A 16,621-nucleotide genomic window follows, 5' to 3' on the forward strand; every position below is an offset into this window, starting at 1 on the left:
AGACCGTTGGGGGAGCGCCTGGCGCGGCGCTGGGGTCGGGCGTGGGCGCCGGCATCACGCGCCAGCCGTCGGCATCGGTCCGGTACGTGACGTTGAAATCGCGGTTTGACTGGCGCGCCGTGCTGTTGGGCTTGCCCTTGTGGCCGGCCACCGGATCGGCGGTGGTGTTCATGTCGGTCCACTCGGTGGCCGATTGCCACAAGCGTGCACCGAGCAGCAAGGTGAAATCGCCCGGCCGTACTGGTTGGTAGCCCAGTGCGAAAGCGACGGTGACGGGCAAGGTCGCGAAGACGGCCGCCATCGACCAGGCCGGCGAGAGCCGGCGTGCCGCCAGCGCGCCCAGGCCGAGCACCAGCAGCGCGCCGCCAGCGCCCAGTATCAGCGGGGTTTCGATGCGCAGTCGCAGCGTCGGCACGTTGATGGTGTGGCACAGCAGCGCCGCCAGGATCAGCCCTACGCCCTGGAGGATCAGGGTGCAAGCGAACACCGGCCGCAACGGCGCCGCGCTGTGGCGCTTCAATGCTCCGCCTGCAGGTGGTGGCGAAAATAGGCGATGGTGTTCGATAGCCCCGTAACGAGGTCGATCTTGGGCGACCAGCCCAGCGCCTCGCGCACGCGCGAAATATCCGGGCAGCGCTGCTGCGGATCGTCCTGCACCGCGGCGATGGCGACGGTGCGGCTGGCACTGTCGGGCAGCAGCGATAACACCATCCGCGCCAGCTCGGCGATCGTGATCTCGACCGGATTGCCGATATTGAAGGGACCAATCAGGCCGTCGCGGTTGTTCATCACGCGCACCATGCCCTCGATCAGGTCATCGATGTACTGAAAACTGCGGCTTTGCTGGCCGTCGCCGCACACGGTCAGGTCCTCGCCGCGCAGCGCGCTGACAATGAAGTTCGACACCACGCGGCCATCTTCGGGATGCATGTGCGGCCCATAGGTGTTGAAGATGCGGATCATGCGGATATCGGTCTGGTATTGCCGGTGATAGTCGAAAAACAATGACTCGGCGCAGCGCTTGCCCTCGTCGTAACAGGCGCGGATACCGGTCGGATTGACGTGGCCCCAGTAGTCCTCGCGCTGCGGATGCACCTGCGGGTCGCCATACACCTCGCTGGTCGAGGCCTGCAAGATGCGTGCGCCTGTGCTGCGCGCCAGCTCCAGCAGGTTGAGCGCGCCCAGCACCGAGACGCGCGTGGTGCGCACCGGGTCCTGCTGATAGTGCACGGGCGAGGCGGGGCAGGCGAGGTTATAGATCTGGTCGACCTCGAGCCGCAGCGGCTCGGTGACATCGTGGCGCAGCACGGTGAACGCCGGATGGGCGCGCAGGGCATCGACATTGCGCTCGCTGCCGGTGGAAAAATTGTCGACGCAGATGACGGCGGCGCCATCGTCGAGCAGGCGGCGACACAGGTGCGAGCCGACGAAACCGGCGCCGCCGGTGACCAGAATTGTTTTGATCGTCATGCCCGTTCCTGTTGTGCGTGCGCGCCGTCGGCGGCAGTGTCGCCGTAGCCGTTCGGATGAGAAAGGTGCCACTGCCACGCGCTGGCGACGATGGTGTGCAGGTCCGAGCGACTGGCGCTCCAGCCCAGCTGGGCCCTGGCGCGGCTGCTGTCGGCCACCAGTATCGGCGGGTCGCCCGGCCGGCGCGGTCCGCTCACCGCCTCGATCGGTTTGCCGGTGACGGCGCGGCAGGCGTCGACGACCTGCCGCACGCTGTAGCCGGTACCGCTACCGAGATTGAGCTGCAGGGCTACGCCCGGCACCAGCGCCTGCAGCGCGCGCAGGTGGGCATCGGCCAGGTCGTCGACGTGGACATAGTCGCGCACGCAGGTGCCGTCGGCGGTCGGGTAATCAATGCCGTGAATGAGCACGCGCTCGGCCTGGCCCAGCGCCACCTTCAGAATATTCGGAATCAGGTGCGATTCGGGCGTGTGCGCTTCGCCGATACCGCCTTCCAGACTGGCGCCGGCGGCATTGAAGTAGCGTAGCGCGGCAGTGGCGAAGCCATAGGCGCGCGCATACTCCTGCAAGGCCTGTTCGGCCACCATTTTTGAATAGCCATAGGGATTGATGGGCCGCTGCGGTTCGTCTTCGGTGATGGGGATGGTCACGGCGGCCCCATAGGTGGCGGTGGTGCTCGAAAAGACGATGCGGTTGACGCCGGCGCGGCGCATCGCTTCGAGCAGCGACAGCGTGCCGACGATATTGTTGTGATAGTACTTGGCCGGATCGACCATCGATTCACCGACCAGCGCGCAGGCGGCGAAATGCATCACCGCCTCGATGGCATGCTCGCGCAATACCTTCTCGAGCAGTGTGCCGTCGTGCAGATCACCTTCGATCAGCAGCCCGGGCGGCACTGCCGCGCGGTGGCCTTCGCTTAAATTGTCGTAGGCCCACACCTGGTGCCCCGCCCGCGCCAGCACGCGCAGCGCATGGCTGCCGATATAACCTGCCCCTCCAACGACCAGTACCCGCATGCTCATGCTCCTTGATTGATTCCATTTGCCCGACCGGCTACGCTGCGCTGGTGCCAGCGGTACAGCACTTCCAGATACAGGGTTGCCGTCAGTTCAGCGCCGCCGTCGATGAAGACGCCGTGCAGGTCGTTGCAGTAATGCCAGGGCAGCCAGCCTTCTGTGTGCATGCGATGGCGCGCAAGGTAGTCCACCGCGCGCGCCAGTTGCGGCGCCTCCCAGGCCTCGAAGTACATGTACGACAGTGCCGCCAGCGCCGTATGAAAAGGCGTCTCGACCATGCCGTCGGCCTGCTGCAGGGCGGCGAAATGGGCGAGGATGGTCGGCTTGACGCGTTCGAGCTGGTCGATGCGGTGCACCGCCAGCCGGGCCACGTGGAAGTAGGCCACGCTCAGGCTGGCGTAATAACCGGGCGGCATCTGCGCCGTCTCGATCCGTTCAATCAGCCGCGCCAATAGCACTCGGGTGCGTGGCGTGATGCCGCAATGGAGCAGCACATTGGCGGCGATGCCAGGCTCGAAGCTGTCGCGGTACTCGGCGTCGATCAGCGCCATGACGGCTGCGGGCGTGCCATACGCGCGCATGGCCGCGTCCGACACCGCCTTGTCGGCGCGCAGCCAGCGGCGCTCGGCGCGGTGGCGCACACGCCGGTACCAGGGCGCCGGCCGCGGCACCAGCCAGGTCAGGATGTCGCCGCCAGGCGTGATGTTCTCGAACACCATTGCCAGGTTGACGCCACTGGCGACGCCGTTGCGCTCGAGGGCGAGCGCGGCCAGGCAGGTGTCGTCGACGTCGGTGGGGAAATCAATCGGCTTGGCGTGCGCCGGCACGTAGCGCGCCACGCCGTTTTCCATGCCACGGGCAAGCGAAGCGCAGCCTTTACGGATGATGGCCGCCACCCCGGGCACATCGATGTCGGCCAGGTGATAGACGATATTGGCGGTGCAGAACGGGCATTCGCCGAAACTGAACCAGTGTGCGAATGCGGTGGCGCCAACATAGGACGGCACTGCGGCGGGAAAGGCGCGGTAGGTGGGAAAGCTGCCGTCGGCGCCCTGGCTGCTGGCCAGGTAGTCGACGATGGCAGTGCAGGCGGCGGCGAGGTCTACGTCGTCGGCGCCACTGGCGGCGGTAAGCGACTGGTTCATGCAAGTTCCCAACGGTGAGGTAGCAAGGCGACGCCGACGTCCTTGCCGTCGTGGTGCACGGCGAACGGCGCCACCGCGGCCCTGGAGTCGAACACGAGCGGGCTCAGATTGTCCATCAGCGCCACGGTGAAAGAATATTGTCCCGACAGCAGCGGCAATTGGTCGATGACGAAGGTGACGGCGCACAGCGTGCCGTCGAGGCGCTGCATGCCGCTGGCCAGGCCATCCATCTTGGTGCTGATGCCGTAGCACCAGAGCGCGTCGTTGCGCACGATGACGATGCCGACATGGACGCCGTCGCGCCACGCCTGCTCGCTCACGTCGGCGGTAATGCGCAGTGTCAGCCGTTGGCCGGTGGCGATGACACCGGCATGCGCGTCCGAACCGAGGCACACGTCGCGCAACACGGTGCCGCTGCGGCGCGGATCGGCCGGCGCTGGTGCCGGTAGCGCCTGCGCCGCAGCGCCATCGCGGTCGCGCTCATGGTCCTGGTAGGCCTTGAGCACCGAAGCGGTATCGGCCAGCATGGCCGGTTGGCCGTCGCGCAGCCACAGTGTGCGCTCGCACACTTCGCCGATGGCATACATATCGTGCGAACAAAATACCAGGGCGCAGCCGCCCTCGCGCAGTGCCTTGATGCGGCGCATGCACTTGAGGCGGAAGTGCTGGTCGCCCACCGACAGGTGCTCGTCCACCACGAGGATATCGGGCGCACTGGCGGTGGCGACGGCAAAGCCGAGGCGCAGATACATGCCGGACGAGTAAATGCGCACCGGCTTGTCGATGAACTCGCCCAGCTCGGCGAAGTCGACGATATGCGGCATCAGCGCTGCCGTTTGCGCCGGCGACAGGCCCATCACGGCGCAGCCGACGCGGATGTTTTCAAGGCCACTGAGGTCCGGGTGGAAGCCGGCGCCGAGCTGTAGCATCGCGGCGACCCGGCCATGCCGTTCGATGCTGCCGCTGGTCGGCGCCAGCGCGCCGGCCAGCATTTTGAGCAGGGTCGATTTGCCGGCGCCATTGGCACCGACGATGCCAAGTGAGCCGCCGGCGGCCACCTCGAAGCTGACGTCGCGCACGGCGCTGACCGTTTCGCCGTAGCTGCGCCGCAGCAGCACTTCCTTGAGGCTGTCGATGGGGTTGCGGTAAAGCCGGAAGGCCTTGTTTACCACGCGGGCGCGAATACTGTACATCAGAGAAAATCCTTGGCGCGGTCGATGGTTGCCCGGTGCATCCACAGCCCGGCCGCCGCCGCCGCCACTGCCCACACCAGCAGGATCGCCACCGCACTCGAGTCGAACGGGCCATGCACAAGCAGCGCGCGGTAGATCGACACCAGGTGGTGCAGCGGATTGACCGTCAGCGTCCACGCCAGTGCCGGCGGCAGCGCCTCGGCGCTGTAGAAGATCGGCGTGAGGAATAACCATGCCGTGAGCACAAAGCCGAGCACCTCGGCGACGTCGGCGATGAACACGGACAGGATGCTGACGAACCAGCCGATGCCGACCGTCAGTAAGATGCGCAAGGCGATCGCCAGCGGCAGCAGCAAGACCAGCGGGCCGGGCGGCTCGCCGTGCAGCGCCACGGCCAGCAGCAGCAGGGCCAGGCCGGCCACTTCGCTCACCGAGGTGCTCAGCACGCGCGAGGCGGCCACCACTTCGGCCGGGAACTGTTCGCGATCGAGCAGGGCGCGGTCTTCGCGCAAGGACGGGCAAGCGCGCTGCAGGCCGTCGGCGAAGGCCTGGAACGGCAGCAGACCGGCCAGCATGTTGACGGCGAAATGCCAGGCCTGGCTGTCACTGCGGCCAGAGCGCAGGATAAACACGAACACGGTCAGATAGATCGCCAGCGTTGCCAGTGGCAGCAGCACCGTCCACAAGGCGCCAAACACGGTCGTCGCGTAGCGCTTGCGCAGTTCGCGGCGCGACAGCGCCAGCAGCGGGTACCAATAGCGATAAAAGGCGCCCGGCAGCAGCGGCTCGCGTCGAGCGGGGACGGGGATGGTCATGCTGGAGTGCTCCTCGGTATGCTGCGCAGGCGCGCATTGGCGGCGAAACTACCGGCCTCGGCGGCCGAGGCGAAACGACCAAGGCGGCTGTGGTAGGCCAGGTCCAGCGGCAGGATGTCGATGCCGTCGATGCGCGCCGGCGGCGCAGACACTGGTCCGCGGCGCCGTCGAAACGCGTAACTTTCCCCATCAAGGCGTGCCCGATGGAGCAGCTCGAGTAGCGCGTGCAGCATCTGGCGGTCGCTGTAGCCGCTGTCGACGGCGAAGCCGGCCATCTGCCCGGCGTGGGCGGCGCCGTCGGCGCGCAGGCGGGCCAGCGCGGCCACCGCCGCGTCGGCACTGCCAGCCACGACAGCGCCGGCCCTGGCCAGCGCCGGCCACTGCGCCGCCAGTTGCGGGTGCACCAGCGGCACGGCGCCGTGTGCCATGGCCTCGCACAGGCTGCGGTAATTGGCGCCCGTGCTATCGGCGGCGACCACCATCAGCGTCTGGCCAAACAGGGCGCGCATCTGCTGGCGATTGATGGCGCCGGCGATGTCAATGCCGTCAATGGCCAGGACGGCCGCCTGTGCCGGCGCCGAGTTCAGTACCAGCAGCGTCAAGGTCGGCGCGCACTGCAGCATGGCGCGCGCCAGCTCGACCAGCCAGGCCAGCGCTGCCGGGTCACTCTCGGGCGGCGCCAGCAGCAGCAGCGTGGCGCGCTCTTTCGGCGCGGCTGTCGCGCCAAGTTGGCCGTGCGGGATCATGGCCAGGCGCGGCGCCAGCGCCGGCAGCTGTTCTCGCACCTGGCGCGCGACCACGCGGTCGGTGGCGATCGCCCCGTTCCAGCTGGCCCCCATGCGCGCGCCGTGCTCAAGGTACAGTGGGCCAGTGTCGTGAAAGCTGCCGATCACCAGCACCTGGTCCGACAGCGCCGCGCTGATGCATGAATGGCGCCAGTCGAAGGTGGGGAAATAGACGCACGGGGCATTCGATTCGAGCAAACTGATCATCGCGCCCCAACGGGCGCCCCAGTTGTCCTCGCCGGCCACGGCCAGCTCGATGCAGTCGATGTCGGTCGGCCGCGTCAAACGGTCGGCGTCGATATTGACCAGCACCGTCGTCTCCTCGGTAAAGAGCAGGCTGACCTTGAGACCGGCGCCTTGCAGCGCGCGCGCCACGTCCTCCGACCAGGCATTGACGCCGTTGGCCGTCCATACGGGCGCGGCGATGAATACCCGCATGCCGGCCAGCGACCTGGCCAGCTCGTCCAGGCCGAGGGCCGTCGTGGGCGTCACCGCCTGCGACAACTGCTCCTGGTATTGCTCGGCATCGTCGATCGAAGGGAAATTGCCGACCTGCGGCAACGTGAACGGCAGCGCCACGGGAAACAGGCTGACGCCGGCCACGCTGGCCGGCGGATGGTCGAGCAATCCGGCCGGGCGCTTGAAACGGCCGGCGGCGAGGTCCTCGGCGGCGCGCTTGAACACGTGCCGGTAGGAGGCGACCATGTCCTCGACGCGAAAGCCGCCGTGGCGCACCGAGGCGAACGCGTTGGCCGCCATCTGTTGGCGCAACGCCGGTGCGGCCCACAGCCGCGCGATGCCATCGGCAAACGACTCGGCATCGCCGATCGTCGCCAGCACACCGTTGACGCCATCGTCGATCAGCTCCGGGATGCCGCTTTCCATGCGCGACACGAGCGGCACGCAACCTCTGCCCATTGCCTCGATCAGGGCGTTGGGCATGCCTTCGAATTCGGACGCCAGCAGGTAGACGTCGTGCTGTTCGAGCAAGGCTGCCACCGCTTCCGGGGCAACCAGGCCGTGAAAATGGATCAGGCCCTGCGCCACCAGCGGCGCCGCCGCCAGGCGCAGCGCTTGCTCGTCGGGACCGGCGCCGACGATGGTCAGCTTGAGCGGCACGCCGCGCGCCGCTGCGGCGGCGACGATGCGCGGCAAGTCGAGCACCCGCTTCTGGTGCTGCTTCAAGATGCCGTGGTAAATGAGCCGCAGCACCGGCGCCGCGCGCGCCGGTGCCGGCTGGCGTTCGGGAATGGGCACGCCGATCGGGATCACCACCAGGCGATCGGCCAGATGCGGACACAGCGCCAGCGTGTGCCTGGCCACTGCCTCGCTGACGGCCACGACGATGTTCCAGCTGGCGCCGAGGCGGCGCACGTGATCGTAATGGAGGGGGTCGTCGCTGTGGACGATGCCCACCACGATCACCCGGTCCGACAGGCGCGGGCAGACGTTCGAGTGGCGCCAGTCGGAATTGGGAATATAGATGCAGGGCGCGTTTGCATCGAGCGTACGCACCATCGCGCCCCAGTGCGCGCCCCAGCTGGCCGTGCGGTGCAATCCGAGCGAGGCGAACGGCAGGTCGGGCGCTGCCGGCAGCAGCCGTTCGCTGGTCGAGACCAGCTCGCTGTCGTTTTCGGTCAACAGGATCGTGGCTTCGGCGCCGCCCGCGATCAGGCCGCGCGCCAGATTGGCCGAAAACACGTTGACGCCATTGACGGTCCAACTGGTGGCGCCGATCAGTACGCGCAGCGGCGGCGGTGCGGCTGGCGCGGTGCTGGGCCAGCGCGCACGGCAGGCGCGCGCCGCTTGCCGCAGCGCGCGGCGCAGGCTGGCATGGAACAGCCCGACAAACCCCAGCACCATCAGCCAGGCGCGCGGTTCCAGCATGGCCAGGCCAATGAGCAGCGACAGCGGCAGCCACACCTCGACCATTTCGTTGTTCAGGAACGGCACATAGGGTTCACGCGAACTGTCGGCTGGCTCGAACACGGGCTGGCGCCAGCCGCGCAGGCGCTTGACCGCTTCGAGCAGCGCGCAGGCGGCCAGCAGCAGCGCTGCCAGCGGCGCGCGCGCCACCAGCGGCGCCAGCAGCACACACAGGGCCAGCAATTCGACTGGCAGCAGCCAGCTCACCAGCTGCCGCGCCGCGCCTATGCCGATGGTGCCGACCAGGGTGCGCACGCCGGCCACGCTGTCGGCCTGGTGATCGGCGACCTGGTGCAGGACGATGCCGCGCACACCGGCCAGGGCAGCCCAGCAGCCGACGGCGCCGATGAAGGGGCCGGGCGCATCGATACTCAAGGTTGCCGCGCGCGCCACGATCAGCGCCGGCAGCAGATGCACGCCGGCGGCGTCGAACAGGGCACCCCACAATCCGCGCCCCTTTAAGCGCAGCGGCGGCACCGAGTAGGCGATTGGCAGCAGCAAGTTCAGGCCCAGCAGGAGTGCCAGCGGCATATCGGCGGCCTGCCAGACGATCGCCGCCAGGCAGGCCACGGGCAGCAGCAAGGCGCCTGCGCGCGCGCGATGTCCCAGCGCCGCCATGCGGTTGCGCCGTCCGCCCAGGCGGTCGGCATCAATGTCGCACAGGTCATTGAGCACGTAGCCGAACACCGCCACGCACACCAGCGCGGCCAGCGCCGACAGCGCGGCCGTCCAGTTGCTCGGCGTGGCGCCCGACAGCAGCCAGCCGGCCGCCGCGATTGCCAGCAGCGGCGGGATCTTGTGCGACCACCAGTCGGCGCAGCGCGCGGTCTCGCTCAAGCGGGCAAACGATGTCATCGGCATGCTTGCTCCCCGACAGCGGCGATGGCGAGTCGATAGTGCGTCAGCGTTTGTTGCGCCACCTCGATATGGCTGTGGCGGCGTTCGATGGCAGCGCGGGCGCGGGCGCCGAGCCGCTCGCGCAGGGCGGCGTCGTCGAGCAGGCCTTCGATGTGGGCGACGAAAGCGGCGGCGTCGTGCGCATCGGCGAGCAAACCATCGACCCCGTCGTCAATCAGCTCCGGCATGCCGCCCTGGCGCGATGCCACCACTGCGCGCCCGGCGGCCATCGCCTCCAGGCAGGAATACGGGCAGTTCTCCCACAGGCTGGGCAGCAAAAAAACGTCGCAGGCGCGCACCAGCGAGCGCAGGTCGGCGTTCGGCTGCGCGCCCAGGCAGTGCAGGCTGCCTTTGAGGGGCAGCTGCGCCAGGGCCGGCACCAGCGTCTCGCGCAGGTGGCCGAACAGGTCGTCGCCGGCCAGCACCAGGCTCACTTCGCGCCGTTGCAGCAGCAGCATGGCGATCTGGCGCAGCACATCGATACCCTTGCGTGTTTCCATCCTGCCCGTAAAGAGCACGATGGGCCGTGCGCGCACCAGCCCGTAGTGGCTGTGCACATCGAAGCTGTTGGCCAGACTGTCGAACCAGTCGATGTCAAGGCCGTTGGTGATGTGCGCAATGGGCCGGTTCAGTCCCAGCTGCGCGGTGGTCGCGTCGGCGACAAAGCGCGAGCAGGCGGTCAGTACGCCGGCCCGTACGATGGCCTGCCGCTCGATGGCCGAACACAGGCTGACGTCGCCGCGGCGCACATCGTAGTAGCCCATGATCAGCTGCGCCGGTGAATGCAGGCGCACCACGCTGGCCAGCTCGCGCCGGCGCGTCACCAGCGCACCCTCGGCGCCGCATTCGGGCATCTCGACGACGTCGAAGCGGTGCATGCGCTCCAGTTCAGCAAGACCGGCCCGCATGCTCCAGGCATTCTGCAGCCGTTGACGGGTCCACCAGAAACGCACCCGGCCAAAGCCGTTGAAGACCGCCATCGCCGCCTCGCCCGACCAGTAGCGGTGCACCATGACGCCATCGCGCATCTCTGAGCGCATGGCGGTGGCGGTGGTGGCGCCGGCCAGCACGTGCACCTCGTGGCCCAGCGCGACCAGGCCACGCGCATGGTGCCAGGTATAGGTGCCGATGCCGCCAAAACCGGTCTCGGGGGGATATTCGAACGACAGCAGGGCTATTTTCATATTGCCGCCTTGACCGCAGCGCGGATGCGCTGATGGAACGCGTGTTCGCACACGCCGACATCGAACTGCGCCACGGCGCGCGCCTGCGCCGCTGCACCCAGGCGCGCGCCCAGACCGGCGCTGGTGAGCAGGTGATCGATGGCCGCCGCCAGCGCGGCGCCGTCGCGCTGCGGCACGATCCACGCTTCGCGGTCGTGGGTGACGATTTCGCCGATCGAGCCGGCATCGGTTGCCACGATGGGACAGGCCGAGGCCATCGCTTCGAGCACCGCGGTGGGGATGCCGTCCTTGTCGCCATTGGCCAGTTCGACGTAGGGAGCGACAAAGACGTCGGCTGCGGCCAGGTGCACGCGCACCGCGGCGCTGTTGCACTTGCCGGCGAAATCGATGGCATCGCTGACACCGAGCCGCGCCGCCTGGGCGCGCAGGTCGCTCTCGTAGCGGCTCTCGGCGCTGTCCGGGGTGGGTGCGCCGACGATGGTGGTGTGCACGCGGTAGCCGCAGCTGCGCAACAGTGCGGTCGCCTCGATCAGGTATTCGAGCCCCTTCTTTGGATCGATGCGGCTCACGCACAGCAGGCGCACCAGGTCCTCGGCCCGGTGCTGCGGGCGCAAGCGCGGCGTGAAGCTGGCGGTGTCGATGGCGTTCGGCTTGACCAGCACCGCTGGCAGCGGGGCGCCGTGCAGGGCGTTCAGTTCGGCGCCGATGCGGCTCGAGGTGGCCACCACCACGGCGCAGCTGCGCAGGTGCAGTGGCACCACCTTGAGCGCGTAATCGTCCAGCAGATGGTCGGCATAGCAACTAACCCCCCGCGGGATCGCCAGCATGTGCGCTGCCACCAGCGCGAACAGCGACTGTTCATAAAAAAAATAGCTGTGCAGGTAGTGCGGGCGCCACGCCTGCATGGCCCGCGTGAAGGAAAACGCGTACAGAAAATGCTCGTGGCAATACAGCTGGTCGCGCGATAGTCCACTCGCTTCGCACAGCAGCGCCACCAGCGCGGCCAGCTTGTCGGGCATGCGGCGCTGGTAGTAGGCGAGGTCGGTGGCGGCCGTACTCACATGCAGAATCAAGCGCCGCTTCAGGCCCCACAGGATGGCGGCCGACACCGACAAGTCGGCGTGCTCGCCCAGTTCAGCGTAGCAAAAGCGCAGCTCGAAGCCGGCTGCGGCCAGCGCGGCTGCTTCCTGCTGGACGAAGGTTTGCGAATAGATGGGAAATTGCCAGCATGCCGTGGCCGCCACGCGCAGGCGAGGCGCGCCGGCGCCGGGCCGGTCGCTCCACAGCGATTCGGCGCGCAGGCGCCACCGCTGCGCGGCATGGGCCGCGTGCAGGGCGACCAAGGCAACAGGTCGCAGGCGTGAGGTCAGTAATCGCTTCATGTCAGCGTGGTCTGAGCGGTGCGATGCCACGGTAGACCCGCGCGCCGAAGGTGGGAAAGGCGATGTCTTGCGCTGGCGACGGCGTCACCGGCAGCGCGAGCCGGTAAAGATCGACCCGTATGGCGCTTGGCGCGGCCAGCGGGAAGGAGGCGACCAGCGCGAAGGGCGGCCCGGCGAGGGCGCTTCTGAGCAAGCGGTCCGCTACGGTCAGGGTGGCGTCCTCGCGCACCTCGAACGCCACCCAGCGGCAGCCGCAGCGCTGCGCCACCAGCGCGGCGACGTCGCCGGCGGCGTCGATGCGCGGCTGTTCGATGCGTTCGAAGCCCTCGGCGAGGTCGTATTGGTAGAGCAGTTTGTGGGCGAACGCGACGCGTTGGCGCATGTGCGGGTCGGCCAGGCGCAGGTAGAAACCGAAGACGCCATCGTAGCGGCCGGCGTACAGGACGGCGTTGTCGGGGCCCTCGCTGGCCAGCATGCGCGCCAGCGGCGCGAAGCCGGCGACGACGGCAACTTGCTGTTTGTGCCAGCCGGCAAGTGCGCCGCCGGCGGCGCACAGCAGGCCGACGGCCAGCACGCAGGCGCGCGGCGCGCGCACGGCGTCGGCGCAGGTGATCACGCCAAGCATGACGGCAAGGGCGGCGAACGGCAGCAGCAGCAGGGCATAGCGGGCGTCTTTGGGTGGCAGCACCACCAGGCAGGCGAGCGTGACCAGCAGGGCCAGGCCGTAACGGGCCGCTTCCTGGCGGCGTTGTGGCCGCAACGCCGCCAGCAGGGCGCCTGGCACCGCCAGCGCCAGCGTGGCGGTGCCGACCAGCGCGGGCAGCGCCTGCCAATAAAATTGCCAGCCAGGGGCACTCAACAGGCTGGCGAGCACGGGACGGTTTCTCAGCAGGTTGAGCGGCAGCAGGCTGCCCAGCACGATGATCGTGCCCAGCGCGGCCGCGCTCAGCAAGATGATGGTCCAACCGGCCTTGCGCGGCGCGGCCAGCAAGGTCCACGATGCCGCCACCGCCAGTACCAGCGCCGCCGGGTAATAGGTCAGCACGCTGGCGGCGGCCAGGCCGATGAACAGTGCAAGATGGCGGCCGGCGTCGCCGTCGCTCCAGCGACGCAGGTGGTAGAGGGTGGCCACTGTGAGGGCCAGCGAAGGCACATTGGGCGTGACGGTGTTGGCGTACAACAGCATGCCGGGCATCAGCAGCAGCAAGGCGCCGGCCCAGCCAGCGGGCGGGCCGATCCAGCGGCGTCCCCACAGCAGGCTGTAGGCGCCGGCCACGGCGGCGCTGGCCAGCACGATGGCTTTGGGAAGCCACGGCGAAGGCCCGAAGACGGTAAAGCCGATCGCTTCGGCCACGTAAAACAGCGGTGGATACAGCAGTGGCGTGATGATCGGATAGCGCACGTAGTAGGACAGCGCGTAGTCGACCGGGTGCGCCGGCAGCGCCGCGAGCAGATCGGCGAAGAACAGGCCTGTGGCCGCATGGCGTGGCGCATCTCCCTGGAACCACAGGCCGTCGTGGCCCCAGTCGAGGTAAATCAGTGCGCCGGTCGCCAGTGCCAGCGCCAGCCACTGCAGCGGGGCCGATGCGGCCCAACGGGCGAGTCCGTCCAGGCGCTTCACGGCCGCTCCCGGCGCAAGCGCTGCGCGGCAATGGGGGACGTGGCTGCCCAGTGGCGCGCATAGATGGCGTCGTACGGGATCAACGGTTCGGCGATGCCGTCGGCCGCTTGCCAATCGTGCCCGGTCGTTGGACCTGGCCTGCCTGGCTGCACCAGGCGGCGCAGCAGCATGCGCAGCACCGGCATGGCAATGGCCAGTGACAACCAGGCCGAGGGCACCCGCAAGGCCCAGCCGCAGGCGGCGAGGTAGCGTTTCGACCAGAACGCCACGCCGGCCAGGTGCATGGCCAGTTGCGCGCGCGCGTGCCGAACTGCGGCGGCGCCGAGGGCCGGCTGGCGCGCCGCCAGTTCATCGATCACGCGGGTGCCCGAGCGCCACATGACGGCGCAGCCGGCCGACATGCTGGTGGCGTAGCGCCGGTAGCCGACCAGGATCTCCGGCACGCAGGCGACGGCGCTGTGTTCGGCGATGCGCAGCACCAGGTCCCAGTCCTCGCAGCCCTGGCAGCCAAGATCGCGCAGGCGCACGCTGTAGCCGCCGTGGCGGCGCACGAAGGCGAGCCGGTACAGGGGAATGCTGGCGTTGCCGGTAAAGTTGATCTGCAACAGCCGTGCCAGCACGTTACCTTCTTCGCGCCAGCGCGGCGAGCGGTCGAGCAGGGCGCCGTGCTGGTCGATCCAGGCCCACCAGCAGTACACCAGTCCTGTCTCGGGGCCGCATTGCTCGATGCGGGCCACTTGCCGCGCCAGCTTGGTCGGCGCCCACAGGTCGTCGGCGTCGACGGGTGCGACATAGGTGCCGCGCGCATCGCCGATGGCGCGGTTGCGCGCCGCCGCCACTCCCTGGTTGCTCTGGCGGATCAGGCGCAGGCGCGGCTCGTGCACGGCCATGGCACTGACCAGGGCGGCGGTGTGATCGGTCGAGCCGTCGTCGACGACGATCACTTCGATGTCGCTCAGTGTCTGCGCGAACACCGAGCGCAGGGTCGCGCCGATGTAGTCGGCCCCGTTGTAGGCGGCGATAATCACTGACACCAGCGGCGCGCCTTGCTCGCTTGGGGCCGGGACGGGCGCCAGTGCGGCATCTGGGTTGTATGGAATGGCGGCAATGGTGCGCTCAGGTGCCACCAGGGGCGCCGCCAGCCGTGCCACTAACCTTGCCGGCAATTGTGCAAGCGCCCGATTGAGCAGTGCGTGCCGATAGGGCGGCGGACATTCCATGAGCCAGCGGCCCGGCGGCATGTGCAGGCGCCGCACCGCCAACGCCATGGCCGAATAGTGCCGCTCGCCTGCTGGCCGCGCGGCACCGTGCTCGGTGAGCGCGAGTATGCCCGGATAGACCGCGCCGTGCCAGCGGCCTTCCAATATGCGCGCGACGACATCGGCCGCCGCCGTGCCGGCTTGTTCACGCAGTGCATCTGCGCGCAAGGCCAGCGGCCCGGCGACGCCGTGCCAGCGCTGCGGCACGGCGACCGATTCGGCCATCAGCACGCACGCTGCCGGCTGGGTTGCCAGCAGCCAGCCTGAGGCCGCGCCCAGCGCCGCATCGCGCGCGAACATGTCGGCAAGGGCAGCGAGCGCGCCGCAGGACAAGGGCTGCGTGACGTCGACCATCAGCAGAGCCGAAAAAGTCCCGTCGGCTGCCATCTCCACGGCGGCGTTCATGGCGCAGTCGGTGGCCACCTCGATGGTCGGCGCGATGGCGGCCGCGCAGCGGGCGGCGCCGGCCGCCATCCCGACCAGGCCAATTGCGGCCGGGCGCAGGGTCTGGCTGCGAAGGGAGGCGAACATTGCCTCGAGCATGGCGCTGTTTTCGCTGGTGCTTGCGTGGCCGCTGACAAGCACGGCGATCCGGCCCGCGGCCGGCGCCGCAGTCGTATGCGCCTGCACCAGCTGCCCCTTGAACAGCAGATGCTGGCGCACCACGTCGGCAGTGTCGCAGCGGCGCAGGACGGCGGCATGGGCTGCCGCGCCCATTACCGCGCGCTGCGCTGGCGTGGTGGCCAGCGCGCGCGCCAGCGCTGCGGCCAGTCCGGCGGCGCTGCCGTCGGCGGCGATCCATCCGGTCACGCCGTCTTCGACCAGTTCGCGCATGCCGCCGTTGGGCGAGACGATCACCGGCAGGCCGCTGAGCATCGCTTCCATGCACGTGTTCGGAAAATTTTCCCACCGCGAGGGAATCGCCGCGGCGAAGGAACGCGCCATGACGGCATCCATGCCGGAGCGCCCCAGGTTGCCGTGAAAGTGCAGGCGGCCACGCCGCGCAGCGCCGATCGGGCGCAGCATGGCGGCCCGCACGGAGTCCACGCCGGTCACCGCGACGGGGGTGTCGCCGCCGGCAAACTCGGCACGCAAGGCGGGATAGTCGTGGGCGGCATGATCGACCGCCTGCGCCCATTCGAGCACGCCCTTGCGCAATTCGAGCCGGCCGATATGGCACACGGTGCTGCCCGACCAGTCATGCTGTGACGCGATGGCGGCGCGGCGGCCAAGCGGATAGGCGATCACGGTCACGCGCTCGCGGGCGATGCCGTAGCGGGCGATCGCTTCGTCTGCGATGAAGCGGCTCGGGGCGAGGATGGCGTCGGCGGCGCGGATCGACCACGCTTCCATCGCCGCCGCCGGGGCGTAATCGGCCACCGTCGTGTCCCATGCGTTGGCGTTAAAAATACTTTCGCTGGACGAATGCAGATGGACCACGCAGGCAGGCTGGCGTTGCGGACCGAGGCCAAGGGCGCGCCGTCGCTGCAGGTAGTACAGCGGCGCTTCCCACTCCTGCGCTTCGACGACGTCGATGCCCTCGCTGTCGATGAGTCGCTCGGCCAGCAACGCGGCCTGCCAGCCAAAAGCCTGGGCGGGAAACGACGACGCCAGCATGCCGCGCTGGACGGCGTCGCCACGCAGCGGCGACAGGGCGGCAGGATCGGTCACCGGTTCATCGAGCGCGATACGGTGCACGGTCAGGCGGCCGTCGAACGACTGCTCGGCCAGGCGCGGGGCGCCGGCCCAGCGGTGCGCGATGACGACGACGGTCTCACCGGCGCTGGCCAGGCTTTCGGCGATATTGCGCACATAGGTGCCGATTCCGCCTGGCAGATACGCCGCTGGCGGATACTCACGGCAGATGAACAGGTGCTTCATGGTCGCGCCCAGGGGCGCAACAAGCACGGGGATGTGGTGGGCGG

The 16,621-nt window shown here is 68.8% G+C and carries 10 protein-coding genes; all 10 read right to left on the reverse strand.

Annotated elements, in window-relative coordinates; genetic code table 11:
- Positions 1 to 516 precede the first annotated feature (516 nt).
- From ACP7EY_RS15905 to ACP7EY_RS15950, 10 genes are read right to left on the reverse strand one after another with little or no spacing between them, the layout of a single operon-like run.
- Positions 517 to 1,470, reverse strand: coding sequence for a UDP-glucuronic acid decarboxylase family protein (locus ACP7EY_RS15905; protein ID WP_426195251.1), 954 nt, complete (start codon positions 1,468 to 1,470; stop codon positions 517 to 519).
- Entirely contained in the window at positions 1,467 to 2,495 is a 1,029-nt protein-coding gene (galE, locus tag ACP7EY_RS15910) for a UDP-glucose 4-epimerase GalE (protein ID WP_426195253.1), read from the reverse strand. Before galE ends, ACP7EY_RS15905 begins: the two co-directional genes overlap by 4 nt.
- Positions 2,492 to 3,634: a hypothetical protein gene (locus ACP7EY_RS15915; protein ID WP_426195255.1), complete on the reverse strand. Its 1,143-nt coding sequence runs from the start codon at positions 3,632 to 3,634 to the stop codon at positions 2,492 to 2,494. Before ACP7EY_RS15915 ends, galE begins: the two co-directional genes overlap by 4 nt.
- On the reverse strand, positions 3,631 to 4,827 hold the full coding sequence (locus ACP7EY_RS15920; RefSeq protein WP_426195257.1) for an ABC transporter ATP-binding protein: 1,197 nt from the start codon (positions 4,825 to 4,827) through the stop codon (positions 3,631 to 3,633). Before ACP7EY_RS15920 ends, ACP7EY_RS15915 begins: the two co-directional genes overlap by 4 nt.
- Positions 4,827 to 5,642: an ABC transporter permease gene (locus ACP7EY_RS15925; RefSeq protein WP_426195259.1), complete on the reverse strand. Its 816-nt coding sequence runs from the start codon at positions 5,640 to 5,642 to the stop codon at positions 4,827 to 4,829. Before ACP7EY_RS15925 ends, ACP7EY_RS15920 begins: the two co-directional genes overlap by 1 nt.
- On the reverse strand, positions 5,639 to 9,214 hold the full coding sequence (locus tag ACP7EY_RS15930; RefSeq protein WP_426195261.1) for a glycosyltransferase: 3,576 nt from the start codon (positions 9,212 to 9,214) through the stop codon (positions 5,639 to 5,641). Before ACP7EY_RS15930 ends, ACP7EY_RS15925 begins: the two co-directional genes overlap by 4 nt.
- On the reverse strand, positions 9,205 to 10,434 hold the full coding sequence (locus ACP7EY_RS15935; protein WP_426195263.1) for a glycosyltransferase family 4 protein: 1,230 nt from the start codon (positions 10,432 to 10,434) through the stop codon (positions 9,205 to 9,207). The genes ACP7EY_RS15930 and ACP7EY_RS15935 overlap by 10 nt, the downstream gene beginning before the upstream one ends.
- The gene (locus ACP7EY_RS15940) at positions 10,431 to 11,816 is read right to left on the reverse strand and encodes a glycosyltransferase family 4 protein (RefSeq protein WP_426195265.1); all 1,386 of its coding nucleotides are present in this window, start codon (positions 11,814 to 11,816) and stop codon (positions 10,431 to 10,433) included. The genes ACP7EY_RS15935 and ACP7EY_RS15940 overlap by 4 nt, the downstream gene beginning before the upstream one ends.
- 1 nt (position 11,817) lies before the next feature.
- A complete protein-coding gene (locus ACP7EY_RS15945; protein ID WP_426195267.1) occupies positions 11,818 to 13,437 on the reverse strand; it encodes a hypothetical protein in 1,620 nt (539 codons plus the stop codon).
- Complete coding sequence (locus ACP7EY_RS15950; RefSeq protein ID WP_426195269.1) at positions 13,434 to 16,577, reverse strand: glycosyltransferase; 3,144 nt, start codon at positions 16,575 to 16,577, stop codon at positions 13,434 to 13,436. Before ACP7EY_RS15950 ends, ACP7EY_RS15945 begins: the two co-directional genes overlap by 4 nt.
- Between the last annotated feature and the right edge of the window lie 44 nt (positions 16,578 to 16,621).

Source organism: Massilia sp. DWR3-1-1, assembly GCF_049898325.1.
In the GTDB taxonomy this organism is placed as follows: domain Bacteria; phylum Pseudomonadota; class Gammaproteobacteria; order Burkholderiales; family Burkholderiaceae_D; genus JAFCUW01.

Coding starts and splice junctions, on each gene's coding strand:
- ACP7EY_RS15935 (WP_426195263.1), bottom strand. CDS start 10,434: ATGAAAATAGCCCTGCTGTCGTTCGAATATCCCCCCGAGACCGGTTTT.
- ACP7EY_RS15905 (WP_426195251.1), bottom strand. CDS start 1,470: ATGACGATCAAAACAATTCTGGTCACCGGCGGCGCCGGTTTCGTCGGC.
- galE (WP_426195253.1), bottom strand. CDS start 2,495: ATGAGCATGCGGGTACTGGTCGTTGGAGGGGCAGGTTATATCGGCAGC.
- ACP7EY_RS15915 (WP_426195255.1), bottom strand. CDS start 3,634: ATGAACCAGTCGCTTACCGCCGCCAGTGGCGCCGACGACGTAGACCTC.
- ACP7EY_RS15925 (WP_426195259.1), bottom strand. CDS start 5,642: ATGACCATCCCCGTCCCCGCTCGACGCGAGCCGCTGCTGCCGGGCGCC.
- ACP7EY_RS15940 (WP_426195265.1), bottom strand. CDS start 11,816: ATGAAGCGATTACTGACCTCACGCCTGCGACCTGTTGCCTTGGTCGCC.
- ACP7EY_RS15930 (WP_426195261.1), bottom strand. CDS start 9,214: ATGCCGATGACATCGTTTGCCCGCTTGAGCGAGACCGCGCGCTGCGCC.
- ACP7EY_RS15950 (WP_426195269.1), bottom strand. CDS start 16,577: ATGAAGCACCTGTTCATCTGCCGTGAGTATCCGCCAGCGGCGTATCTG.
- ACP7EY_RS15920 (WP_426195257.1), bottom strand. CDS start 4,827: ATGTACAGTATTCGCGCCCGCGTGGTAAACAAGGCCTTCCGGCTTTAC.